Annotated in this window: 21 protein-coding genes and 1 pseudogene; 8 read left to right on the top strand and 14 right to left on the bottom strand. The window is 65.3% G+C overall.

From position 1 onward, the window contains the following. Nucleotides 1-76 precede the first annotated feature (76 nt). From F4827_RS25720 to F4827_RS25690, 7 genes and pseudogenes are all read right to left on the bottom strand, one after another. Nucleotides 77-874 (bottom strand): class III extradiol ring-cleavage dioxygenase, encoded by a 798-nt coding sequence (locus F4827_RS25720; protein WP_183728692.1) that lies wholly within the window; start codon nucleotides 872-874, stop codon nucleotides 77-79. 154 nt (nucleotides 875-1028) lie between these two features. Further along, nucleotides 1029-1637 (bottom strand): UbiX family flavin prenyltransferase, encoded by a 609-nt coding sequence (locus tag F4827_RS25715; RefSeq protein ID WP_183728689.1) that lies wholly within the window; start codon nucleotides 1635-1637, stop codon nucleotides 1029-1031. 22 nt (nucleotides 1638-1659) lie between these two features. Then, nucleotides 1660-1971: a Grx4 family monothiol glutaredoxin gene (gene grxD, locus F4827_RS25710; RefSeq protein ID WP_183728686.1), complete on the bottom strand. Its 312-nt coding sequence runs from the start codon at nucleotides 1969-1971 to the stop codon at nucleotides 1660-1662. Nucleotides 1972-2103: 132 nt separating this feature from the next. Next, nucleotides 2104-2958 (bottom strand): peptide chain release factor N(5)-glutamine methyltransferase, encoded by an 855-nt coding sequence (gene prmC, locus F4827_RS25705; protein WP_311674421.1) that lies wholly within the window; start codon nucleotides 2956-2958, stop codon nucleotides 2104-2106. Nucleotides 2959-2979: 21 nt separating this feature from the next. Further along, nucleotides 2980-4062, bottom strand: coding sequence for a peptide chain release factor 1 (prfA, locus tag F4827_RS25700; protein WP_183728683.1), 1083 nt, complete (start codon nucleotides 4060-4062; stop codon nucleotides 2980-2982). A 228-nt stretch (nucleotides 4063-4290) separates the two neighbouring features. Further along, nucleotides 4291-5559: pseudogene (hemA, locus tag F4827_RS25695) on the bottom strand (glutamyl-tRNA reductase); the annotation flags it as partial. Nucleotides 5560-5586: 27 nt separating this feature from the next. Then, on the bottom strand, nucleotides 5587-6333 hold the full coding sequence (locus tag F4827_RS25690; RefSeq protein ID WP_183728676.1) for a response regulator transcription factor: 747 nt from the start codon (nucleotides 6331-6333) through the stop codon (nucleotides 5587-5589). A gap of 196 nt (nucleotides 6334-6529) precedes the next feature. Between F4827_RS25690 and F4827_RS25685 the strand changes: the two genes are divergently transcribed. From F4827_RS25685 to F4827_RS25675, 3 genes are all read left to right on the top strand, one after another. Beyond that, nucleotides 6530-6793 (top strand): hypothetical protein, encoded by a 264-nt coding sequence (locus tag F4827_RS25685; protein ID WP_183728673.1) that lies wholly within the window; start codon nucleotides 6530-6532, stop codon nucleotides 6791-6793. Between the two features lie 82 nt (nucleotides 6794-6875). Next, nucleotides 6876-8690, top strand: coding sequence for an aminopeptidase P family protein (locus F4827_RS25680; protein WP_183728670.1), 1815 nt, complete (start codon nucleotides 6876-6878; stop codon nucleotides 8688-8690). 24 nt (nucleotides 8691-8714) lie between these two features. Next, nucleotides 8715-9338, top strand: a complete 624-nt coding sequence (locus F4827_RS25675; protein WP_183728665.1) for an HAD family hydrolase — start codon at nucleotides 8715-8717, stop codon at nucleotides 9336-9338. On the opposite strand, the gene F4827_RS25670 is transcribed toward F4827_RS25675, so the two are convergent. The 4 genes from F4827_RS25670 to ychF form a co-directional block, all read right to left on the bottom strand. After that, a complete protein-coding gene (locus tag F4827_RS25670) occupies nucleotides 9335-10537 on the bottom strand; it encodes a DUF748 domain-containing protein (RefSeq protein WP_183728662.1) in 1203 nt (400 codons plus the stop codon). The two genes, F4827_RS25675 and F4827_RS25670, sit on opposite strands and share 4 nt — an antisense overlap. A gap of 203 nt (nucleotides 10538-10740) precedes the next feature. After that, entirely contained in the window at nucleotides 10741-12405 is a 1665-nt protein-coding gene (ettA, locus tag F4827_RS25665; RefSeq protein WP_183728659.1) for an energy-dependent translational throttle protein EttA, read from the bottom strand. Between the two features lie 245 nt (nucleotides 12406-12650). After that, a complete protein-coding gene (locus F4827_RS25660; protein ID WP_409258858.1) occupies nucleotides 12651-12950 on the bottom strand; it encodes a DUF3761 domain-containing protein in 300 nt (99 codons plus the stop codon). Between the two features lie 104 nt (nucleotides 12951-13054). Further along, nucleotides 13055-14149, bottom strand: a complete 1095-nt coding sequence (gene ychF, locus F4827_RS25655) for a redox-regulated ATPase YchF (protein WP_183728653.1) — start codon at nucleotides 14147-14149, stop codon at nucleotides 13055-13057. A 346-nt stretch (nucleotides 14150-14495) separates the two neighbouring features. Here ychF and F4827_RS25650 point away from each other — a divergent pair, with 346 nt between their 5' ends. The 4 genes from F4827_RS25650 to F4827_RS25635 all read left to right on the top strand — a co-directional run bounded on the left by F4827_RS25650 (nucleotide 14496) and on the right by F4827_RS25635 (nucleotide 19376). Beyond that, on the top strand, nucleotides 14496-15668 hold the full coding sequence (locus tag F4827_RS25650) for a UbiH/UbiF family hydroxylase (RefSeq protein WP_183728650.1): 1173 nt from the start codon (nucleotides 14496-14498) through the stop codon (nucleotides 15666-15668). Nucleotides 15669-15898: 230 nt separating this feature from the next. After that, on the top strand, nucleotides 15899-16630 hold the full coding sequence (locus tag F4827_RS25645) for a DsbC family protein (protein ID WP_183728647.1): 732 nt from the start codon (nucleotides 15899-15901) through the stop codon (nucleotides 16628-16630). A 177-nt stretch (nucleotides 16631-16807) separates the two neighbouring features. Beyond that, complete coding sequence (locus tag F4827_RS25640) at nucleotides 16808-18598, top strand: M61 family metallopeptidase (RefSeq protein ID WP_183728644.1); 1791 nt, start codon at nucleotides 16808-16810, stop codon at nucleotides 18596-18598. A gap of 181 nt (nucleotides 18599-18779) precedes the next feature. After that, nucleotides 18780-19376 (top strand): FMN-dependent NADH-azoreductase, encoded by a 597-nt coding sequence (locus tag F4827_RS25635; protein WP_183728642.1) that lies wholly within the window; start codon nucleotides 18780-18782, stop codon nucleotides 19374-19376. A 134-nt stretch (nucleotides 19377-19510) separates the two neighbouring features. Here F4827_RS25635 and F4827_RS25630 read toward each other — a convergent pair whose 3' ends face one another. Beyond that, entirely contained in the window at nucleotides 19511-20518 is a 1008-nt protein-coding gene (locus F4827_RS25630; RefSeq protein WP_311674417.1) for a uracil-DNA glycosylase, read from the bottom strand. Nucleotides 20519-20667: 149 nt separating this feature from the next. Here F4827_RS25630 and F4827_RS25625 point away from each other — a divergent pair, with 149 nt between their 5' ends. Beyond that, complete coding sequence (locus tag F4827_RS25625) at nucleotides 20668-21174, top strand: methyltransferase domain-containing protein (RefSeq protein ID WP_183728639.1); 507 nt, start codon at nucleotides 20668-20670, stop codon at nucleotides 21172-21174. On the opposite strand, the gene F4827_RS25620 is transcribed toward F4827_RS25625, so the two are convergent. Together F4827_RS25620 and trpC are read right to left on the bottom strand one after the other, a co-directional pair. Next, nucleotides 21171-21797 (bottom strand): CYTH domain-containing protein, encoded by a 627-nt coding sequence (locus F4827_RS25620; protein WP_183728636.1) that lies wholly within the window; start codon nucleotides 21795-21797, stop codon nucleotides 21171-21173. The two genes, F4827_RS25625 and F4827_RS25620, sit on opposite strands and share 4 nt — an antisense overlap. Nucleotides 21798-21818: 21 nt before the next feature. Then, on the bottom strand, nucleotides 21819-22604 hold the full coding sequence (trpC, locus tag F4827_RS25615; RefSeq protein WP_183728634.1) for an indole-3-glycerol phosphate synthase TrpC: 786 nt from the start codon (nucleotides 22602-22604) through the stop codon (nucleotides 21819-21821). Between the last annotated feature and the right edge of the window lie 9 nt (nucleotides 22605-22613).

Below are 22613 nucleotides of genomic sequence, written 5' to 3'. Positions count from 1 at the left end.
CATCGATCCAAAAAAAGCCCGCCTGAAGCGATTCAGGCGGGCTTTTGCGTCTGCGCTTTACTTAAGCGCGGCGGCCTTACTGCACGCTAGCCGATCCAAACACGTAGTTCGTCATCGCCAGCGCGCGCTGAAAAGTGCCCAGCGACTGCACGCCGAGCGTGTAGTCGTCGTCGGCAGCGCCGAGTGCCGCGAACACTGGCAGCAGATGCTCGTCGGTCGGGTGCATCAGGACCGCGTGCGGCGCCTGGCGGCGATAGTCAAGCAGGGCGTCGATATCGCGCGCGGCCAGGCGCGACTCGAACCAGTCGGTGAACTCGGCCACGCGCGGATCGGCATCCTCGGGGCGCGCGGAAAAATCGGCCTGACGCAGGTTGTGCGTGATCTGGCCCGAACCGACCACCATCACGCCTTCGTCGCGCAGCTCACGCAGCGCGCGGCCAACGGCGAAGTGATACGCGGCGTCGTTGCGCGGCTGGATCGAAAGCTGGGCGACGGGCACATCGGCATCCGGAAACATCAGCAGCATCGGCACCCAGGCGCCGTGGTCGAGCCCGTGGGCTTCCTCGTCGACTTCCACGCCCTGGGCGCGCAGCAGCGCCGCCGCGCGCTGCGCGGTTTCCGGTGCGCCGGGCGCGGGGTACTGGATCTCGTAGAGTGCGCGCGGAAAGCCGTAGAAGTCGTGGATGGTCTCGGGCTGCGTCGCCGTGCTGACCGCCGGGCGCTGCGTGTACCAGTGCGCCGAGAGCATCAGGATCGACTTTGGCTTGGGCAGATGCTGGGCGAGCGCGGTGAAGCCTTCGCGTGGCATCGACGGGTCGATCGGCAGCGTTGGTGCGCCGTGCGACAGGAAAAGCGTGGGGGTACGGGTGGTCATGATCGTAAGCCACACGGAGTGGCCGGAAAGTTTCGCATTACGATCAATATAAGACTCAACTCTCGCGAATTAAACGTGCATCGCGAGAATTGATTGTGTCGCCAATGTTGGTAATTGGCGGGGCGTAATAAGCCTTCGGAGAATCAGTCGAGAATTACTCGCCAGCGCTACGCAGTCCCGGCCACGCGGGCGCGAGCGCCGGGCCAAGCGCGAACAGATCGAGCACGCGCGCCACCGTGTGATCGACCATTTCGTCGATCGAGCCAGGCTGGCTGTAGAACGCGGGCAAAGGCGGGAAGATTACGCCGCCCATTTCAGTCACGGCGGTCATGTTGCGTAGATGCGCGAGGTTGAACGGCGTTTCGCGCACCATCAGCACCAAACGGCGACGTTCCTTCAGCGTGACGTCGGCAGCGCGGGCGATGAGGTTGTCGGAAAGACCGTGGGCGACGCTCGCGAGCGTCTTCATCGAGCAGGGCGCGACGATCATGCCGTCGGTGGCGAACGAGCCCGAGGCGATGGTCGCGCCCACGTCGCGCACCGAATGGACGACATCGGCGCGCGCGTGGAGGTCGTCCTTGCTGAGCTGCAGTTCGTGCTGGATGTTGAGCCAGCCGGCGGCGGAAACCAGCAGATGGGTCTCGACGCCGCCCAGGCGGCGCAACGTTTCCAGCATGCGCACGCCGTAGATCGCGCCCGTGGCCCCCGTGATCGCGACGATCAGACGGCGTTGCTGGGCGCCGGGCGGCGCATAAGACGACACAGAGAGCCTTGAACCGGCGTGCTTACGCAGCTGCGAACAGCTGTTGCAGTTCGCCGTTCTGGTACATCTCCATCATGATGTCCGAACCGCCGATGAATTCACCCTTCACGTACAGCTGGGGAATGGTCGGCCAGTTCGAGAATTCCTTGATGCCCTGGCGGATCTCGTCGTCTTCCAGGACGTTGACGGTCTTGATCTGATCGACGCCGCAGGCTTTCAGGATCTGGATGGCGCGGCCGGAGAAACCGCACATCGGAAACTGCGCGGTGCCCTTCATGAAGAGGACGACGGCATTTTCGTCGACGATCTGCTTGATGCGCTGTTGGGTGTCCATGTCTGACCTTGGCTTGCTTGAATGAGGTTGATGCGGAATACGTGGAATTGCGTTGGATGCAGAACGAAATGATAGCGGATTTCGCTCGCGCGGGCCGGGCGTGCCCTGGCCGCACGAGCGGCCTGCCAGCCGCTAAATACCATGCAAGCGCCCGCCGCTGATGCGTTCGATGCCGGCCAGATCCCGCTTCGAGGCGACTTCGGCGAATCCCCGTGCGTCGAGCAGTGCGCGCACGGCCGCTGCTTGATCGTAACCGTGCTCCATCCAGAGCACGCCGCCCGCCACCAGGTGCGCGGGCGCGCCTTCGACGATCGCGCGCAGGCAGGTGAGGCCGTCGGCTTCGTCGGTGAGTGCGCCGCGCGGCTCGAAGCGCAGGTCGCCCTGATCCAGATGCGGGTCGCCGTTCGCGATATAGGGCGGGTTGCTGACGATCACATCGAAGTGCAGTGCGGCGTCGAGTGTGCTGTACCAGCTGCCTTCGACGAAGCTGAGCGCGCCGCCCGGCCGTTCGGCGTCGAGCAGCGTCGCGGCGTTGCGCGCGGCGACGGCCAGCGCGCCCGGCGAGCGGTCGACCGCCCAGACCCGTGCATCGGGCCGCACCGAGGCGATCGCCACCGCGATCGCGCCGCTGCCGGTTCCCAGATCGAGCACGCGCGGCTGCGCGATGCCTGCCATGGCCGCGAGCGCGGTTTCCACCAGCAGTTCGGTTTCCGGGCGCGGAATCAGCACGTCGGGCGTGACTTCGAAATCGAGGCCGAAGAACTCGCGCGCGCCCACCAGTTGTGCGATCGGCTCGCCCGCCGCGCGGCGCGCTTCGAGTGCGCGATAGGCGGTGACCCGCGCCGCGTCGAGTGCCTGATCGCCGCGCGTGATGAGTTCGGTGCGGCGCCAGCCGAGCACGTGCATCAACAGGATGCGCGTTTCCAGCGCGGGCAGCGGCGAGGCGCGCAGCAGGGCGTCGGCAGTCACTTCTTGGGGTGTGTTCACGATCTCAGCGGTGCTCGCGGATCAATCCGCATCGCCAAGCGACGCCAGTTGCTCAGCCTGATGCTCGGACAGCAGCGCGCCGATCAGTTCGCCCAGATCGCCGTCCATGATCGCTTCGAGGCGATAGAGCGTCAGGTTGATGCGGTGATCGGTCAGACGCCCTTGCGGGAAGTTATAGGTGCGAATGCGCTCCGAGCGGTCGCCCGAGCCCACGAGGCTCTTGCGCGTGGCCGCTTCCTTGGCGTGCTGTTCCTGATACTGCTTGTCCTTGATGCGCGCAGCGAGCACCTTGAGCGCGCGATCCTTGTTCTTGTGCTGCGAGCGGTCGTCCTGGCATTCCACGACGATGCCGGTCGGCATGTGCGTGACACGCACGGCCGAATCGGTCTTGTTGATGTGCTGGCCGCCCGCGCCCGAGGCGCGGAAGGTGTCGATGCGCAGATCGGCGGGATTGATCTCGACTTCGCCGATTTCATCGGCTTCCGGCATCACCGCGACCGTACACGCCGACGTGTGGATGCGCCCCTGCGTTTCGGTGGCGGGCACGCGCTGCACCCGGTGGCCGCCCGATTCGAACTTGAGCTTCGAGTACGCCGCTTCGCCCGCGATGCGCACGATCACTTCCTTGTAGCCGCCCAGGTCCGACTCGCTCGCCGACATCATTTCGATCTGCCAGCGATTGCGCTCCGCGTAGCGCAGATACATGCGCAGCAGGTCGCCCGCGAACAGCGCCGATTCGTCGCCGCCCGCGCCCGCGCGGATTTCGAGGAACACGTTGCGGTCGTCGTTGGGGTCCTTCGGCAGCAGCATCATCTGCAACTCGTGCTGCAGTTGCGCCATGCGCTCGCGCGCGGCCTTGACCTCGTCTTCGGCGAAATCGCGCATCGAGGCGTCGCTGAGCAGCTCCTTGGCGGCGGCTTCGTCGTCTTTCGCCTGACGCCATTTTGCGTAGTGCTCGACCACCGGCCCGATTTCCGCATGCTCGCGTGTGAGCTTGCGGTACTGGTCGCGGTTGGACGTCACATCGGGACGGCTCAACAGGTCGTTCAGCTCGGCCAGGCGTGTCGTCAGCTGGTCGAGCTTCGATTGCATGCTCGTTTTCATCGGGCGGTACGGAGCGAAACTCCGGTCAGGACTGCGGGAAGGAAAGGCGGGCGGTAACCCTGGCGTGTCCGCGCCAAAGCGAAGCGCGGACGTGAGGCGCGGCGAGTGCCGCTAACGGTCCGAAGAGCCGGACGCGTTGGATGATTCGTTGCCGTGCGACGCAGCGCCTTCGGCGCTTTCGCCGGATTTGCCGCTTTTCGCGGCTTGCCCCGACTGGGCGGGCTGGCCGTGGCGATAAAAACCGCTCATCAGCTCGATCAGCGAATCGCGGCTTTCGCCGCTTGAGGTGTTGAGCGCGTGCGTCGGACCGTGGATCAGCTTGTTGGTGAGCGCCTGCGAGAGCGCTTCGAGCACGGCGGACGGGTCGTCGCCGCGCGCCAGCATCTTGCGCGCGCGATCGAGTTCGGCGCGGCGTAGCGCGTCGGCCTGCGTGTGCATATGGCGGATCACCGGCACGATGCTGCGCGAGTCGAGCCACTGCATGAAGTTCGCCACGCGCGATTCGATGATGGTTTCGGCCTGCGCCACGGCGGCCTGGCGCGAAGCATTGCCTTCGCGCACGATGGTGCCAAGATCGTCGACGGTGTAAAGGAACACGTCCTCGAGCTGGCCGACTTCGGCTTCGATATCGCGTGGCACCGCGAGGTCGACCATGAAGATCGGACGGTGACGACGGGCCTTCACGGCGCGTTCGACCGCGCCCAGACCGATGATCGGCAGCGTAGAGGCCGTGCACGAGACGATGATGTCGAACTCGTGCATGCGCGCGGGCAATTCGGAAAGCGGAATCGACTTGCCGCCGAAACGTTCTGCCACGTAGCGGCCGCGCTCGGCGGTGCGGTTGGCGACCACCAGTTCGCGCGGCTGCTGCGCGGCGAAGTGCGCGGCGCACAGCTCGATCATTTCGCCCGCGCCAATGAACAGCACGCGCTGGTTGGCGATCTTGTCGAAAATGCGCTGAGCCAGACGCACGGCGGCGGCGGCCATCGACACCGATTGCGCCCCGATTTCCGTGGTGCTGCGCACTTCCTTCGCCACGGCGAAGGTGCGCTGGAACAACTGGTTCAGATAGGTGCCGAGCGCGCCGGCTTCGGTCGCCGTCTTCACGGCGGTCTTCATCTGGCCGACGATCTGCGTTTCACCCAGCACCATCGAGTCCAGACCCGAGGCCACGCGGAACGCGTGACGCACCGCTTCGGACTGCGGCAGCGTGTAGACGTGGGGCGCGAGTTCTTCGGCGCGGATGCCATGGTAGTGCGAAAGCCATTCCACCGCGGAGTCGCGCGAACCTTGCGCGTCGGTCGCGCAGTAAAGCTCGGTTCGGTTGCAGGTGGAGAGGATGGCGGCTTCCGGCGCAATGAGGGTGCGCTTGCCGCCGGTCCAGGCTTCCTTGAACAGGGCCAGAGCAGGTTTGATCTGTTCGAGCGGAAACGCCACGCGTTCGCGCAAGGCGACGGGCGCGGTGTGGTGATTGATTCCGATCGTTAGAAGCTGCATACCATGGGGCGAAGATTTAGGCGGATATTATAACTTTTCCGCGCTTCTGACATTGGCGTCGGCAATGTCAGCGTCCTCCCCAGTATTAATCGGTAGCCGTTCGAGTTGATATCCGAAGCCGTATAGCGTGGTTAAGCGCCAGCCGTGCTCGGGTCCAAGCTGCAATTTGCTGCGTAGCCGCGAGGCGTGCGTATCAAGCGTGCGCGACCGAACGTCGCGGTTCAGATTCCATACGGTTTCCAGAATGCGCGCGCGTGAAACGGGGCGCGATGCATTGGTGAAAAGCAGCAGGGCGAAACGGAATTCCTTGGGTGTCAGCGTGACGCTGTGGCCCCTGAAAGTGACCGCGTAACGCGCCGAATCGAATTGATAATCGCCGAAGCCGTAGTGCGCGCGGTTGCGCGGGCGACGTACACCGGCGCGGCGCAGCAAGGCGTCGATGCGGGCGAGCATTTCGGGGCCGCGCACGGGTTTGGCGATGCAGTCGTCCGCGCCGGCCTGCAGGCTGGCGACGATTTCGCTTTCGTGCGGCGAGGCCATCAGCACGATGGCCGGCAGGCCCGGCAGCAGGCGGCGCACGCGCGGGATGAGTTCGTCGCCGCCGAGGTCGCCGCACCAGTACGCGGCCATCAGCAGATCGAAGGCGTCATCTTCCAGGGCTTCGACGAGCGGGGCGCCATGAGGGAAATGGCGGCAGGCGTGGCCGCCTGCAATGAGCAGGCGTTCGATGATTTCAGCCTGGCGCGCGTCAGGTTCGACAAGAGCGATTCGCATAGGGGAGTGCAGCCGGGGCGGGCCGGGTACGCTTGCCTTGCGTCATCCCGCCCCCTACACTCAACCGCTACGCGGGAAGCGTCGAGCCGACCGATTTTCAGTAAAAATACCGTTGTGAATGAGACATAAGAATGCTATTCGCCGTCCCCCCGCAGTCCTATAGGACTCGTCTGAAATTCCTTAGGACACGGCGCTGATGGGCTGGCCAGGCATCGTCGTGCTCGGGTTCGCCATCGGCTTTGCGGGATGGCTGTTGCATCCCATGCGCCGCGCCGCAGGCCCGGCTGGTCGCGCGCTTATGCTCTCCATTGTCGCGGCGCTTGCCGGCGCGGCGCTCGCGAAAGCGGCGGGCCGCGCCACCGGTCTTTTCTACGACGGCGAACTCCTCGAATGGCCGGTCTGCACGGCTGTGGCGTTTGTCTTCGTCGCCGTCTTGCTGGCGCTGCGCGCGCGCCGCTGACCGACCTTCGCGCTGTTTTAAGCGCGCTTTGCGCGCCCCACCTACACATAACCCGCGCTCCACTACTCTCGCAGGTGAAAACATGAACGCCCGACTCCCCGAAACGTCCACCACTCCCGAGCGCATTGCCGCGCTGCGCGCCGCGATGACCGCCGCGGGCGTGGACGCCGCCCTCGTGCCGTCCGCCGACCCGCATCTCTCCGAATACCTGCCGCGCCGCTGGCAGGGGCGCGAGTGGCTGTCCGGCTTTACCGGCTCGGTCGGCACGCTGGTGGTGACGAAGGATTTCGCGGGCGTGTGGGTCGACAGCCGCTATTGGGTGCAGGCCGAAAACCAGCTCGCGGGCACCGGCATCGAACTGATGAAGATGACAGCCGGCCAGCAGAGCGCGCCGCACATCAGCTGGCTTGCGCAGAACGTGCCGGCGGGCGGCACGGTCGCGGTGGACGGCGCGGTGCTGGGCGTGGCCTCGGCGCGCGCACTGGCCGATGCGCTCGACGCGCGCGACGTGACGCTGCGCACCGATCTCGATCTGCTCGATGCGGTCTGGAGCGGCCGCCCCTCGCTGCCGGTCGAGCCGGTCTACGAACACGTCGCGCCGCACGCCGACGCGCAACGTCCCGGCAAGCTCGCGCAGGTGCGCGCCGCGATGGCCGAGTTGGGCGCGCAGTATCACTTCATCTCGACGCTCGACGATCTCGCGTGGCTCTTCAACCTGCGCGGCGCCGACGTGAACTACAACCCGGTGTTCGTCGCGCACGCGCTGGTGGGACCGGACGAAGCCACACTGTTCGTCGCCGATGGCAAGGTGAGCACCGAACTCGCGCAATCGCTCGCGCGCGACAACGTGCGCGTCGTGCCGTATGCGCAGGCCGCCGGCGCGCTGGGCGCGCTGCCCGCGGGCTCTGCGCTGCTGGTCGATCCGCGCCGCGTGACCTTCGGCATGCTGCAGGCGGTGCCTGCAGCGGTGAAGCTGGTCGAATCGCTCAACCCGAGCACCACGCTCAAGTCGCGCAAGACCGCCGTGGAAGCGCAGCACGTGCGCGCGACCATGGAGCAGGACGGCGCGGCGCTTGCCGAATTCTTCGCCTGGTTCGAAGCCGCGCTGGGCCGCGAAACCATCACCGAACTCACCATCGACGAAAAACTCACGGCGGCGCGCGCGCGTCGTCCGGGCTACGTGTCGTTGTCGTTCGGCACGATCGCGGGCTTCAATGCCAACGGCGCGATGCCGCATTACCGCGCGACCCCCGAGTCGCATAGCGTGATCGAAGGCGATGGCCTGCTGCTGATCGATTCGGGCGGTCAGTATCTCGACGGCACCACCGACATCACGCGCGTCGTCCCCGTCGGCACGCCGAGCGCCGAGCAGAAGCGCGATTTCACACTGGTGCTCAAGGGCATGATGGCGCTGTCGCGCGCCCAGTTCCCGCGCGGCATCCGTTCGCCGATGCTCGACGCCATCGCACGCGCGCCGATCTGGGAAGCGGGCGCCGATTACGGCCACGGCACCGGCCACGGCGTGGGCTACTTCCTCAACGTGCACGAAGGCCCGCAGGTCATCTCGCACTACGCGCCCGCCGAGCCGTGGACCGCGATGGAGGAGGGCATGATCACCTCGAACGAGCCGGGCATCTATCGTCCGGGCAAGTGGGGCGTGCGTATCGAAAACCTCCTGCTGAACCAGAGCGCGGGCCAGACCGAATTCGGTGAATTCCTGAAATTCGAAACGCTGACGCTGTGCCCGATCGATACGCGTTGTATTGATCTGGCGCTGTTGCGTGAGGACGAGCGCGCGTGGCTCAATGCGTACCATCAGACGGTTCGCGAACGTGTCTCGCCGCACGTGAGCGGCGAGGCGCTGGCGTGGCTCGACAAGCGCACGCAGCCTATCTAAACCCTTGCAACGGAGCGCAGGCGCATGGCGATCAAGGCAGTGGTGTTCGATTTCGGCGGGGTGCTGGTGGACTGGAGTCCCGAGTATCTCTATCGCAAGCTGATTCCCGACGACGACGAACGCCGCTGGTTTCTCACGAACGTCTGCGGGATGGATTGGGTGATCCGCCAGGACGGCGGCGAGCCGATTGCCGTCGGCACCGAAGAACGGGTCGCGCGCTTTCCGGAACACGAAGCGCTGATCCGCGCGTTCTACGAGCGCTGGCACGAGATGATCGGCGGGCTGCTCGAAGGCGGCGTGGCCACGTTCGAGCGGCTGGAGGCGGCCAACGTGCCAATCTTCGGTCTGACGAACTGGTCGGCGGAGACGATGCCGTGGGCGTGGGAGCGCTTCGGCATCCTGCGCCGTTGCCGCGATGTGGTCGTGTCGGGGCGCGTGAAGCTGGTCAAGCCCGACGCGGCGATCTACCACGAGATGTTCCGCCGCATCGAGGCGCAGCTTCCGGGCGTGCAGCCCGGCGAACTCGTCTTTATCGACGACAACCCGCGCAACGCCGAAGCCGCCACGGCGCTCGGCTGGCACGGCGTGCATCACACCAGCAACGCCACGACCGACGCGAAGCTGCGCGAATTGGGCCTGCCGGTTTAACGCTTCGTTGATTGCTTCGCGGGCGCGCCTGGCGGTGGCGACGCCCCGAACAGGTTGCGCAGCGCGTCGGCGATCCCCTTTGCGGTTTGCCCGGCGCCCTGCGCCACGCCTTGCGCGCTCACCCCGAGCGCCTGCGCGAAACCCGCGCGCAATTCGGTCATCAGGTTCTCGTTGAGCTTGAACTTCGGATCGTGCAAATCCCCGTCGAGCGTGAAATGCAACGTGATGTCGCCCTTGCGCGACTTGAGTGCGGCGATGGCCGCGCGCGTCGGGATCGACAGGAACGAGTCGAGCGGATCGCTGCTTTCGGCCAGTTGCAGCTGATGGAGCGTGACCGTGCCCGGCGCGTGCAGACGGTAGCCGCGCACCGTCGCGGCGAGGTCGAGATCGAGCGTGCCGCCCGTGACCTTGGCCTGCGCGCCGGCCTTTTTCAGCAGATACGGATCGAGCATGGTGAGGTCCACGCCGCGCAGCGTCGTGTGCGTCTGCGAATCCCTGCTCGCGATGCGGATGATGCCGTCAAAACTCACGTGGCCGGTGTGCGCCGGGCCTTTGAGCGCGCCCGTCACGGCAACGTGCGTGGGTTCGTCGAGTGCGGGCAGATGGATGTTATCGACCTGCGCGTTGGCGTCGCTGACCGTGACGCGCCAGGGAGGGTTGCTCACGGAACGGTCATAGAACTCGAAGCTGCCGTTGTCGAAGACGATGTGGTCGATCAGCTTGTCGGTCGGCAGATCGGTGTGGGCGGAGGGCGCTGAAGCGGCGGAAGCGGTACTCCCAGCGTCGGCCGCTTCCATCTCGCGGCGCAGGTTCGGCAGGATCTCGACGGAACCGTTCTGCCGACGCAGCACCGTCATCGTGAAGTCGCTGACGTGGATGGCGCGCACGTGCACATGATGCGAAAGCAGCGCGCGCAGATCGGGCGTGATGGTGATGCGCCGGGCGCGCAGCATGTCGGCGGTGGGCCAGTTGGGCGGCGGTTTCAGGCGCACATCCGTGAGTTCGACCGAGGTGAGCCAGAAGGCCACGTCGATGCGCGACGCCGTGCCGATGGGCGCGAGCGCCGCTTCCACATGCGCCCTCGCCTCGCGCTGAAGTGCATACAGCCCGCCGAACGCGAGCGCAATCAGCGCCGCGATCACGCTTGCAACGATCAGAACGATGCGGGGAACCGTGCGTTGGCGATGCGGCGTCGACATGCGGAGTACCTCGACCTGGAGGAAGCGCGCCGGCCCGTTTCAGCGGGAAGTCGCAGAACGCGACGCAATCGCGACAAGCGTAGCCGCTTTTTAGCAACCGCCGTGCCGCGCGCGTCAGGGCGCACTGTGCGCGGCAACGCGAAAAAAAACGGCAGCCCGCAGGCTGCCGTTTCACACGCTCAGAACGATCGGCGCAATAAGGCTCAACGGCTAATCGGCTTGTAGCGCAGACGCTTCGGACGCGCGGCTTCTTCGCCCAGACGCTTGATCTTGTCGGCCTCGTATTCCTGATAGTTGCCGTCGAAGAACGTCACTTGCGAGTCGCCTTCGAACGCCAGGATGTGCGTGGCGATACGGTCGAGGAACCAGCGATCGTGCGAGATCACCATCACCGAACCCGCGAATTCGAGCAGCGCGTCTTCGAGCGCACGCAGCGTTTCGACGTCGAGGTCGTTCGACGGTTCGTCCAGCAGCAGGACGTTGCCGCCCGAAATCAGCGTCTTGGCCAGATGCAGACGGCCGCGCTCGCCACCCGACAGATTGCCGACGATCTTCTGCTGGTCGCCGCCCTTGAAGTTGAAGCGGCCGATGTAGGCGCGCGACGGCGTTTCGTACTTGCCCACCGTGAGCACGTCCGCACCGCCCGAGATTTCCTCGAACACGGTCTTGTTGGCGGCCAGCGCGTCGCGGCTTTGATCGACATACGCGAGCTTGACCGTCGGGCCTTGCACGATTTCGCCCGAATCCGGCTGTTCCTTGCCCGTGAGCATGCGGAACAGCGTCGACTTGCCCGCGCCGTTCGGTCCGATGATGCCGACGATCGCGCCCGCCGGAATCTTGAAGCTCAGATTGTCGATCAGGAGGCGATCGCCGTACGACTTGCTGACGTTCTTGAACTCGATGACTTCGTTGCCCAGACGCTCGCCCGCGGGAATGAAGATTTCCTGCGTTTCGTTGCGCTTCTGGTAATCGGAGCTGGACAGTTCCTCGAAGCGCGCGATACGCGCCTTCGACTTTGCCTGACGGCCCTTCGGGTTCTGGCGGACCCACTCCAGTTCCTTCTTGATCGCCTTCTGGCGTGCCGATTCCGTTGCTTCTTCCTGCTTCAGGCGCTCTTCCTTCTGGTCGAGCCAGCTGGAGTAATTGCCCTTCCAGGGAATGCCGTGGCCGCGGTCGAGTTCGAGAATCCACTCGGCGGCGTTGTCCAGGAAGTAGCGATCGTGGGTCACGGCGACCACGGTGCCCGGGAAGCGCGTGAGGAACTGTTCGAGCCACTCGACCGATTCGGCGTCAAGGTGGTTGGTCGGCTCGTCGAGCAGCAGCATGTCGGGCTTTTCGAGCAGCAGCTTGCACAGCGCGACGCGGCGCTTTTCACCGCCCGACAGATTGCCGATCTTCGCGTCCCATGCCGGCAGGCGCAAAGCGTCGGCGGCGATTTCGATCTGCTGTTCGGCGCTGCCGTCGGTGGTGGCGAGAATCGCCTCGTACTTGGCCTGTTCAGCGGCGAGCGCGTCGAAGTCGGCGTCCGGTTCGGCGTAGGCGGCGTAGATCTCGTCAAGCTTCTTCTGCGCGTTGAACACGTCGCCCAGACCTTCTTCGACCGCTTCGCGCACGGTCTTTTCGGGGTCGAGCTGCGGTTCCTGCGGCAGATAGCCGATGTTCAGGTTGGGCATCGGCGTGGCTTCGCCTTCGATGTCCTTGTCGACGCCAGCCATGATCTTGATGAGCGTGGACTTGCCCGAACCGTTCAGGCCGAGCAGACCGATCTTCGCGCCCGGGAAGAACGACAGCGAAATGTCCTTCAGGATCTGGCGCTTGGGCGGCACGATCTTGCCGACCCGGTTCATGGTGAAGACGTATTGGGCCATGAGAGTGTCTTTGGAGTCTGAAAAACGGGAAAAAGGGGGCGGAAACCGAAGCCCGGCATGCGCCCGGGGATGTACCCGAGCCGCGCTCAGGCCAGTTTCAGTCCGCGCGATGACGCGCGAGCGCGCGGGATCCGCAAACCGCTATTGTACGGGGCGCGGGCGGCGGGGGGACGGCGCCGGGGCATTCGGTCAAAGCGACGGTCAAAGCTGCGGTCGAGCTGCGGTCGCGGCGCTTGCGATTCAGGTCACAGCCACTGCGCGACGCCGCCGTGCCGCGAGCAGGTGCCGCTGTGATGCCGGCTGAAGCTGTAGGTGCCGTCGCGGCATTGCGCGCTCGCGCCTTCGGGCACGCGGCCCGAGCGCGAATGCGCGGGCGAATGGACGCCCTGGCCGTCGCGGTTCACGTAGCCGTGGTGATTGTCGAGATCGGATTCGTCGGGTGCGGCGTAGGTGCCAGAAGGCGGCTGGTACGCGAACGCGGGCGCAGCCAGGCACAGCGCAAGCGCGGCGGTCGCGGCACGCGCGGCCAGCCGCAACGTCATCATCGTCATGATGGTTGTCTCTCAGCTTGTTGGTTTCAGGTGCGCCAGGCGAAAAAAAGCCCGCTCGAAAGCGGGCTTTCATCCTGCGTCCGAGACGGCGTGGCGTCTTAAACGTTGAACAGGAAGTTCATCACGTCGCCGTCGTGCACGACATATTCCTTGCCTTCGGCGCGCATCTTGCCCGCTTCCTTCGCGCCGGTTTCGCCCTTGTACTGGATGTAGTCGTCGAACGCGATGGTCTGCGCGCGGATGAAGCCGCGCTCGAAGTCCGTGTGGATCGCGCCGGCGGCTTGCGGAGCCGTATCGCCCACGTGGATCGTCCACGCGCGCACTTCCTTCACGCCAGCCGTGAAGTACGTTTGCAGACCGAGCAGGCGGAAGCCCGCGCGGATCACGCGGTCGAGGCCAGGTTCTTCCATGCCCATGTCGGCGAGGAACGCGGCCTTGTCTTCGTCGTCGAGGTCGGCGATTTCCGCTTCGATGGCGGCGCACACGGCAACGACCGGCGCACCTTCGGCTTCGGCGTGCTTGCGCACGGCGTCCAGGTACGGGTTGTTCTCGAAGCCGTCGTCCTTCACGTTGGCGACGTACATGGTCTTCTTCGCCGTGATCAGGCAGAACGGCTTGAGCAGGGCCTGTTCGTCTTCGTTCAGGTCGAGCGCGCGCACCGGCTTGGCCTGGTCGAGCTGCGCGCGCACTTTTTCCAGCACGGCGACGAGCTTCGCGGCTTCCTTGTCGTTACCCGACTTCGCGGCCTTCGAATAGCGCGTGAGCGACTTCTCGACCGTGCTGAGGTCGGCCAGCGCCAGTTCGGTGTTGATGACTTCGATGTCGGCGAGCGGATCGACCTTGCCGGCGACGTGAATCACGTTATCGTCTTCGAAGCAGCGCACGACGTGAGTGATCGCATCGGTTTCGCGGATGTTGGCGAGGAACTGGTTGCCCAGACCTTCGCCCTTGCTCGCGCCCGCGACCAGACCGGCGATATCGACGAATTCGACCACGGCCGGCACGACGCGCTCGGGCTTGACGATTTCGGAGAGCGCCTTCAGACGCGGATCCGGCACTTCCACGACGCCGACGTTCGGCTCAATCGTGCAGAACGGATAGTTCTCAGCCGCGATGCCGGCCTTGGTCAGTGCGTTGAAGAGGGTGGACTTGCCGACGTTGGGCAAGCCGACGATGCCGCATTTGAGGCTCATGAAATTCTCTGCATGTCAGGGTGGCGACGTGCGGCTCGCCGGGTTCAGGCGTGAGCTGCGGGGCCGGACCGGCTGGCGCGATGCGCCGGGCGGGCGGCCGGAGGGCACGAAATTGCACGTCAGGGGCGTGACGCGAAGTCACGAAAACCGTAATTGTAACCTCGTCCGCAGGCGGCTTTGGCGATGGCCGTGGCGCGAGGCGCAAGGACGGAAAAGGGCGCGATCTTTCTTCGCCGCCGAATCCGCTGCGGCAAGCCACCGCGCCCGCTTGCAGTAACGCAAGCGCAGGCCATGCGGCCTGCCCATCCGGCCCTGTCAGACAAGGCCCCACGGCTATAATGCGCGGATGACTGCAAGCAACCAGACCTTTGATGTCGCCGTGATCGGCGGCGGCCTCGTCGGCAAGTCGGCGGCGCTGGCGCTGACCCAGAACGGCCTGCGCGTGGCGCTGCTCGCGCAACCTTGCGCGCCGCTGCCGCACGGCGCCGTGTTCGACGCGCGCGTCTACGCTTTTTCGCGCAGCTCCCAGGCGCTGTTCGAGCGTCTTCGGGTCTGGCAGGCCGTCGACGCCGCGCGCCTCACGCCCGTCTACGACATGCGCGTATTCGGCGATGCCGCGGCGGAACTGCACTTTTCGGCGTATCAGGCTTCGGTTTCTCATCTCGCGTGGATCGCGGAATCGTCGCTGGTCGAGCGCGCGCTCGATGCGGCGCTGCATTTCCAGCCCAATCTCAGCTGGATCGATTCGCGCGCGCAGACGCTCGACATCAAGCCGGACGCCGCCGTGATCGGCCTTGCCAATGGCCGCACGATCGAGGCCGATCTGGCCGTGGGCGCGGACGGCGCGCATTCGTGGGTGCGTGCGCAGATCGGCTCGAAGGTCGATCGCCGCGATTATCGCCAGACCGGCGTGGTGGCCAATTTCCGCGCGGCCCGGCCGCACGGCGAATGCGCTTACCAGTGGTTCAGGGACGGCGAGATCATCGCGCTGCTGCCGTTGCCCGATCAGCATGTTTCGCTCGTCTGGTCCGCGCAGACCGAACACGCCGAAGCGCTCCTCAAGCTCGAACCCGAACAGCTCGCCGCCGAAGTCGAACGCGCCACGCAGAACCTGCACGGCGCGCTCGAATGCGTGACGCCCGCGCGTGGTTTCCCGCTCTCGCTGCAAACCGTCGACAAGCTGATCGCGCCGCGCGTTGCGCTGGTGGGCGACGCCGCGCACCTGATTCACCCGCTGGCCGGGCAGGGCGTCAATCTGGGCCTGCGCGATGTGGCCGCGCTCGTCGACGTGATCGTGAACAAGGAAGCGTTCCGCGATCTCGGCGATACGGTTCTGCTGCGCCGCTACGAACGTGGCCGTCGCGAGGACATTCAAAAGCTCGTGCTCGCCACCGACGGTCTGCAACGGCTGTTCTCCGTGCCGGGCACGATCGCACGCGCGGTGCGCAACACGGGCATGGCCCTCGTCGGTGCGCAGCCGCTCGTCAAGCGCTTGCTGGTCGCGGCTGCGCTCGGCTGAGCCACGCGCCGGATCAGCCCTGCCCGCGAGCCGGGCATTTGCGTTGCGGCAAGCCCCAAGCGGCTTAGAATGGCGAATCAGGTTGTGTGGGCATCGTGTTCAGTGGCGGCATGAGTCAGCTCTTCAGTTGCCTCTTCAGTTGCCTCTTAAGTCGCCTTGATCCGCGCCCCAATTTCACCTGGATCGCGTCGCCCCTTGTGCGCCGCGCTCCCGAATCAGGAAAGCATTCCATGCAAAAGCGTATCCGCATTGCCGCGCTGGTCGTCGCGGCGGCCGCCTCGGTGCTCGGCTGTTCGGCGCAGGCCGACCAGACCACCGACAAGATCAAGGCTGCGCTGCAGCAGCGTCTGGGCGTCGATGCCGGCGATATCAAGGGCATCCAGAAGGCACCCGTCGCCGGGCTTTACGAGGTGAACCTCGGCACGCAGATCATTTATAGCGATGTGAACGGCGATTACGTGCTCACGGGCGACCTCGTCGATACGAAAGCGCACCGCAATCTGACCGAAGCGCGTCTGGCCGAACTCAACAAGATCGACTTCGCCAAGCTGCCGTTCGAAAACGCGGTGAAGGTGGTCAAGGGCAACGGCAAGCGCACCATCGCAGTGTTCTCCGATCCGAACTGCCCGTACTGCCATCAGCTCGAATCCACGCTCAAGTCGATCGACAACGTGACCGTCTACACCTTCCTGTATCCGGTGCTCTCCGACGACTCGACCGCCAAGGCCAAGTCGATCTGGTGCTCGACGGACCGCGCGCAGGCGTGGGAGTCGTGGATGGTGGATCGCAAGAAGCCTACCGCTGCAGGCACCTGCAACACCGCCGCGATCGACAGCAATCTGAAGCTGGGCGCAAAGATGAACGTGACCGGCACGCCCACCGTGATTCTGGCCGATGGCCGCCGACTGCCGGGTGCGGTCAGCGCCGACCGGCTCGAAAGCGAGTTGAGCACCGCGCACTGACGCCTCGCCCGAATCCGCCGGCCGCTTTCGCGGCCGGTGCCTTTTTATCCGCAGCATTTTTTTGTCCCGACTTTTTGTCGCCCTACGCTTGCCCAGCGCGCGCCACGCGTGCCACGCCCCGCGAGCGACGGACATACCGCTTACCGAAGCCTACCGAACCGCCACCGAATTCCGCCGATGAAGCCGATCCGATACACCATCGTCCCGAAGAACCCCGCCGCGCATCTGTTCGAGGTGACGCTCACGCTCGACGATCCCGCGCCGGACGGCCAGCGCTTCATGCTGCCGGTGTGGATTCCAGGCAGCTATATGGTGCGCGAATTCGCGCGCAACATCGTCACGCTGCGCGCCACCAACGAAGCGGGCCGCAAGGTGCGCGTGACCAAGACCGACAAGCATTCGTGGCAGGCCGCGCCGGTGAAGGGCGCGCTCACGCTGCGCTACGAGGTCTACGCGTGGGATATGTCGGTGCGCGCCGCGCATCTGGACGACACGGGCGGCTTCTTCAACGGCACCAGCGTGTTCCTCGCGGCGCTCGGCCATGAGGACGCGCAGCACATCGTCGATATCCAGCGCCCGGACGGCCACGCATTCCGCCACTGGCGCGTGGCCACCGCGCTGCCGGAGGCGCGCGGCACCAAACGCTATGGTTTTGGCGACTACGCGGCGGCCGATTACGACGAACTCATCGATCATCCGGTGACGCTCGGCGACTTCACGCTCGCGAGCTTCAAGGCGCACGGCGTGCCGCACGACGTCGTGATCGCGGGCCGCGTGGTGGCGCTCGATACCGAACGTCTCGCGAAGGATCTGCAGAAGATCTGCGAGGCGCAGATCGCGCTGTTCGAGCCGCGCACGAAGCGCGCACCGATGGAGCGTTATGTGTTCATGACGCAGGCCGTGAGCGACGGTTACGGCGGCCTGGAACACCGCGCCTCCACCGCGCTGATCTGCAACCGCACCGATCTGCCCGTGAAGGGCAAGCCCGAGACGACGGACGGCTACCGCACTTACCTGGGTCTGTGCAGCCACGAGTATTTCCACACCTGGAACGTCAAGCGCATCAAGCCTGCGGCGTTCGTGCCGTACGACCTGACGACCGAGGACTACACCTCGCTGCTGTGGCTGTTCGAAGGCTTCACGTCCTATTACGACGATCTGATGCTGGTGCGCAGCGGCCTGATTTCCGTCGATGACTACTTCGGTCTTGTCGGCAAGACGATTGGCGGCGTGCTGCGCGGCGCGGGGCGTCTGAAGCAGAGCGTCGCGGAAAGCTCATTCGACGCGTGGGTGAAGTACTACCGTCAGGACGAGAACGCGGCCAACGCCATCGTCAGCTATTACACCAAGGGCTCGCTGGTGGCGCTCGCCTTCGATCTGGCGATCCGTACGGAAACGAACGGCCGCAAGTCGCTCGACGATGTGATGCGTCTGTTGTGGCAGCGCTTTGGCCGCGACTTCTATCGCGGCAAGCCGGTGGGTGTGCGCGAAGACGACGTCGAAGCATTGATCGCCGAGGCGACCGGCGTGGAACTGGGCGCACTGTTCGCCGATGCCGTGCGCGGCACGCGCGATCTGCCGCTCGCGACCTTGTTCGAGCCGTTCGGCGTCAAGCTGGAAGGGGAGCCGGAGCGCGGCGCGAAACCGTCGCTGGGCGCACGCCTGCGCGGCGGCGCGGAAGCGGCGCTGGCAGTGGTGTACGAAGGTGGCCCGGCGCAGAAGGCGGGTTTGTCGGCGGGCGACGTGCTGATCGCGCTAGACGGCCTGCGCGTGACGGGCGGCAATCTTGATACGCTGCTCTCGCGCTATCAGCCGGGCGCGAAAGTGGAGATCCACGCGTTCCGCCGCGACGAACTGCGCGTCGTGCGCCTGACGCTCGATACGCCCGATATCGCCCGCTACAAGCTCAGCGTCATCGACAAGCGCCCGGCATCGCGGGCCCTGCGCGAGCGCTGGCTGGCGGCCTGATCGTTCAGTCGGGTAACGGGAAGAAGCGGCGAGGTCAATCTGGCCCCGCCGCTTTTTTCATGAGCGATTGTTCTATCGTTGCAACAATCCGTCATTGGCGGGCTACTTTTTCGGCGCGCGGCAAAAAAACACAATGGCTCCACTCGCGCAACACCGCGCACACCGACCCGAAGGAGTGACCATGACCACGATCCTGCAAATCAATTCCGCCGCCCGCTCGCAAGGCGCCCAGTCGACGCTGCTCGTCAATGAATTGACGGCCAGGCTGCAACAATCGAATCCGGGCGCGCAAGTCGTCTCGCGCAACCTGCAAGCCGATCCGCTGCCGCACCTGGACGACAGCGTCCTCGGCGCGTTCTTCACGCCCGCTGAGCAGCGCACGCCGGAACAGCAGGCCATCGCCGCTCGCAGCGAAGCCCTGATCGCCGAACTGCAAGCCGCCGACATCGTCGTGATCGGCGCTCCGCTGTACAACTTCGGCATCTCGTCGCAACTGAAGACGTACTTCGACTGGATCGCCCGCGCCGGCATCACGTTCCAGTACACGGCAAACGGCCCCGAAGGCCTCGTCAAGGGCAAGAAGGTATTCGTGGTTTCGGCACGCGGCGGCAAGTACCAGGGCACCGCGCACGACAGCCAGACGCCGTACCTGAAGTCGTTCCTTGGCTTCCTCGGCATGACGGACGTGAACTTCATCTACGCCGAAGGCCTGAACATGGGCCCGGACGCAGCCAGCGCAGCGCTCGCCAGCGCGCGTGAAGCGATCGCCGCTGCCTGAGCCATCAGGTAAGCTGCGCATCGCGCGCGGTATTGCGCACTGCAAAGCAAAAACGCCACGAAAGCGATTTCGTGGCGTTTTTCTATCGTGCGTTCGAAGTGCAGCGCTGCAGCTTGACTCCGGGCTTGACGGTCTTATGCCAGCACTTCGCCGACTTCGGGCAAACGCCAGTCGATCGGCTGGCGGCCATGCGCCTGAAGATATTCGTTCGCCTGCACGAAATGGCCGCAGCCCAGAAAGCCGCGATGCGCCGAAAGCGGCGACGGATGCGGGGCTTCCAGCACGGCGTGCTCGCCGTTGCCCAGCAGCGCGCGCTTGTTCTGCGCGTGCGCGCCCCACAGCATGAAAACGAGATGCTGATGACGCGTGGCGATTTCGTGGATCAGCGTATCCGTGCAGCGTTCCCAGCCGCGCTTCGCGTGGCTCGCGGCGTTCGCGCGCTCCACCGTCAGCACGGTGTTGAGCAGCAGCACGCCCTGACGCGCCCAGGCATCGAGACAGCCGTGCGCGGGCGCTTCGATGCCGAGGCTCGCGGCGATTTCCTTGAACATATTGCGCAACGACGGCGGCGTACGCACACCCGGGGGCACCGAGAACGCCAGACCATGCGCCTGCGGCGTGCCGCGATCGTCGCCGTGATACGGATCCTGGCCGAGGATCACCACCTTGACCTCGTCGGGCGAGGTGAGGCGCAGCGCGCGGAACACATCGGCGGGATAGACGGTTTTGCCCGCGGTGCGTTCGGCATCGACGAACTGGCAGAGCGGCGCGAAGGCATCGCTCGCGATGAACGGATCGAGCAGATCGCGCCACGCGGCGGGCAGGGCGGCGAACTGGTCCTCGAGGCGCGCGGGCGCGGCGGCGGTCTGGGTCATGGTTTGCGCGGGAACGTCGTCGGTCGTTGCGGTTGCTGAGGTTGCTGCGGTTGCTTCCTGGTGCGCGGCGGCATGGGCTGCGCAGTTGGCAGCGGCTGGCAGCGGAAACTCGTCTTCCTCGAAAAGCGAAAAAATCGTGATCTGGCGCGGATCGACTTCAGGTGCAAGCGGCTCGTCGAGCGTGGCCAGCGCGGTGTCGGCCTGGGCGTCGTCGAACAGCGGGATTTGCACCGGCGTCGCGGCGCGCGTGCGTTTCGTGGAGGTCATGGGCCGCAAGTGTCGCAGCAAACGCGCCACGGTTCAATGCGGCGCGCGCGAGGTGGGGCGCGGGGCGGCCGGATTTTCAAGACGGGTGTTGCGTTGCACGCCCTATAGTCCAGTCCTTGCGTATCGATCAGACATCGACAGAGGACGCCGTGAGCCATACCAAAACACTCGATCTGGGTTGTGGTCCGAATCCAAAAAATCCGTTCAACGCCAACGAGTTATACGGCATCGACGTGCGCAGGCTGGGGCCGAATATCGTCAGCGCCGACCTCGTGATCGAGCCGATCCCGTTCGAATCGGCCATGTTCGATTTCGTGACGGCGTTCGATTTTCTGGAGCACGTTCCGCGGCTGCTCTACGTGCCGCAGCGGCGCAACTGCTTTGTCGAACTGATGAACGAAATCTGGCGCGTCCTGAAAGTGGGCGGCCAGTTTCTCTCGCTGACACCGGCTTATCCGCATGCGCCCGCTTTTCGCGATCCCACGCATGTGAACTTCATCACGGAAGAAACCTTCCCGCTGTATTTCGACGACAAAAGCCGCTGGGCGGGCATGTATGGCTTCACCGGCGCCTTCGAGATCGTCGAGCAGCAGTGGCGCGGCCCGCATCTCCAGTCGCTGATGCGCAAGGTGGACGTGCCGCAGCCTGCTGCCTAGCCTTCGCGCAGTCTGTAACCGCGCTGCGCCTTGCTGATGTCGTCGGGCTTCAGGCCCGGCAGCGCCTTCGCGAGTTCGGCGGCGAGTGCGTGCAGCGCCGCTTCATCGCCGTCCTTCAGTTCCAGCTCGATTTCGCAGATCGGCGCGCGGCGCGTCACGCCGTTCACATCGGCCGTGACTTCGCCCTGATCGACTGCGGCTTCGACCTGCGTGCCCGCATGCGTCAAGGTCCAGAGCGTGCGCGTGAAGTCGGTGCGAAAGAGCGGAATCAGATTCGCGGCGGCAGCCGACAGCGCCGTCGACACGCCTGCTTCGTCGCACTCGTGCAGCAGCTGGTCCACTTCCAGCGCCTCGCCCGAAACCGGCATTTCCCACTCGTGCCGCGCATGCAAACCGTTCTGCGCCTGGCCGACCGTCTTGAACGTCTGCAGCCAGCCATCCGGCGTGCGGCGCAGACGCAGCGCGCTTTTCGCGCGCGCGAGCGTCAACTCCGGCGTGTCGAAGTAGATGTTTTCGAGCCGGATCGGCTGACCGGCGACGCCTGCGCGCGTTTCGAAGAAGCGCTTCGCGGCGTCCACCTGTTCCTGCGGCAGCGCGAGCTTGATTTCGCGTTCGATACCCATGACGGCGTGTTCCCGTGAGACCTAGAAGAACATGCGCGCGAGTTCCGCGCCTGGCTGCTCGGCGCGCATGAACGCCTCGCCAACGAGGAACGTATGCACGGACAGTTCGCGCATCTTTTCCACGTCCGCGCGCGACAGAATGCCCGATTCCGTCACGACGATGCGGTCTTCCGGCACCTCGTCCAGCATGCCGATGGTGGTTTGCAGCGTCGTTTCGAAGGTGCGCAGGTTGCGGTTGTTGATGCCGATCAGCGGTGTCTTCAGCGTGAGTGCGTGCGCGAGTTCTTCGTGGTCATGCACTTCGACCAGTACCGCCAGACCGAGCGAATGCGCGAGCGCTTCGAGGTCGCGCATCTGCGACGGTTCGAGCGCGGCGGCGATCAGCAGGATCGCGTCGGCGCCCATCGCGCGCGCCTCGACGATCTGGTACGGATCGACGATGAAATCCTTGCGCAGCACCGGCAGCTCGCAGGCGGCGCGCGCGGCTTCCAGATACGCGACGCTGCCCTGGAAGAACTGCACGTCGGTGAGCACGGACAGGCAGGCCGCGCCGCCCGCGGCGTAGGAGCGCGCGATTGCGGCGGGGTCGAAGTTTTCGCGCAGCACGCCTTTTGACGGGCTGGCCTTCTTCACTTCGGAAATCACAGCCGCCTGGCCGCTCGCGTGCTTCGCGCGGATCGCGCCGACGAAGTCCCGCAGGTCGCGCGTGCTTGCTTGCAGGCGCAATTCTTCGAGCGGGGCGCTCTGCTCGGCGGCGCGCACTTCTTCGCGTTTCACCGCAATGATCTTTTCGAGGATGTCGCTCATGATGGTCTA

Source organism: Paraburkholderia bannensis, from assembly GCF_014200455.1.
GTDB lineage: Bacteria > Pseudomonadota > Gammaproteobacteria > Burkholderiales > Burkholderiaceae > Paraburkholderia > Paraburkholderia bannensis_A.
This window is presented reverse-complemented; position numbering and strand designations above follow the sequence as displayed.

Coding starts and splice junctions, on each gene's coding strand:
- F4827_RS25720 (WP_183728692.1), bottom strand. CDS start 874: ATGACCACCCGTACCCCCACGCTTTTCCTGTCGCACGGCGCACCAACG.
- grxD (WP_183728686.1), bottom strand. CDS start 1,971: ATGGACACCCAACAGCGCATCAAGCAGATCGTCGACGAAAATGCCGTC.
- prfA (WP_183728683.1), bottom strand. CDS start 4,062: ATGAAAACGAGCATGCAATCGAAGCTCGACCAGCTGACGACACGCCTG.
- F4827_RS25690 (WP_183728676.1), bottom strand. CDS start 6,333: ATGCGAATCGCTCTTGTCGAACCTGACGCGCGCCAGGCTGAAATCATC.
- F4827_RS25685 (WP_183728673.1), top strand. CDS start 6,530: ATGGGCTGGCCAGGCATCGTCGTGCTCGGGTTCGCCATCGGCTTTGCG.
- F4827_RS25680 (WP_183728670.1), top strand. CDS start 6,876: ATGAACGCCCGACTCCCCGAAACGTCCACCACTCCCGAGCGCATTGCC.
- F4827_RS25675 (WP_183728665.1), top strand. CDS start 8,715: ATGGCGATCAAGGCAGTGGTGTTCGATTTCGGCGGGGTGCTGGTGGAC.
- F4827_RS25670 (WP_183728662.1), bottom strand. CDS start 10,537: ATGTCGACGCCGCATCGCCAACGCACGGTTCCCCGCATCGTTCTGATC.
- ettA (WP_183728659.1), bottom strand. CDS start 12,405: ATGGCCCAATACGTCTTCACCATGAACCGGGTCGGCAAGATCGTGCCG.
- F4827_RS25660 (WP_409258858.1), bottom strand. CDS start 12,950: ATGATGACGTTGCGGCTGGCCGCGCGTGCCGCGACCGCCGCGCTTGCG.
- ychF (WP_183728653.1), bottom strand. CDS start 14,149: ATGAGCCTCAAATGCGGCATCGTCGGCTTGCCCAACGTCGGCAAGTCC.
- F4827_RS25650 (WP_183728650.1), top strand. CDS start 14,496: ATGACTGCAAGCAACCAGACCTTTGATGTCGCCGTGATCGGCGGCGGC.
- F4827_RS25645 (WP_183728647.1), top strand. CDS start 15,899: ATGCAAAAGCGTATCCGCATTGCCGCGCTGGTCGTCGCGGCGGCCGCC.
- F4827_RS25640 (WP_183728644.1), top strand. CDS start 16,808: ATGAAGCCGATCCGATACACCATCGTCCCGAAGAACCCCGCCGCGCAT.
- F4827_RS25635 (WP_183728642.1), top strand. CDS start 18,780: ATGACCACGATCCTGCAAATCAATTCCGCCGCCCGCTCGCAAGGCGCC.
- F4827_RS25630 (WP_311674417.1), bottom strand. CDS start 20,518: ATGACCTCCACGAAACGCACGCGCGCCGCGACGCCGGTGCAAATCCCG.
- F4827_RS25620 (WP_183728636.1), bottom strand. CDS start 21,797: ATGGGTATCGAACGCGAAATCAAGCTCGCGCTGCCGCAGGAACAGGTG.
- trpC (WP_183728634.1), bottom strand. CDS start 22,604: ATGAGCGACATCCTCGAAAAGATCATTGCGGTGAAACGCGAAGAAGTG.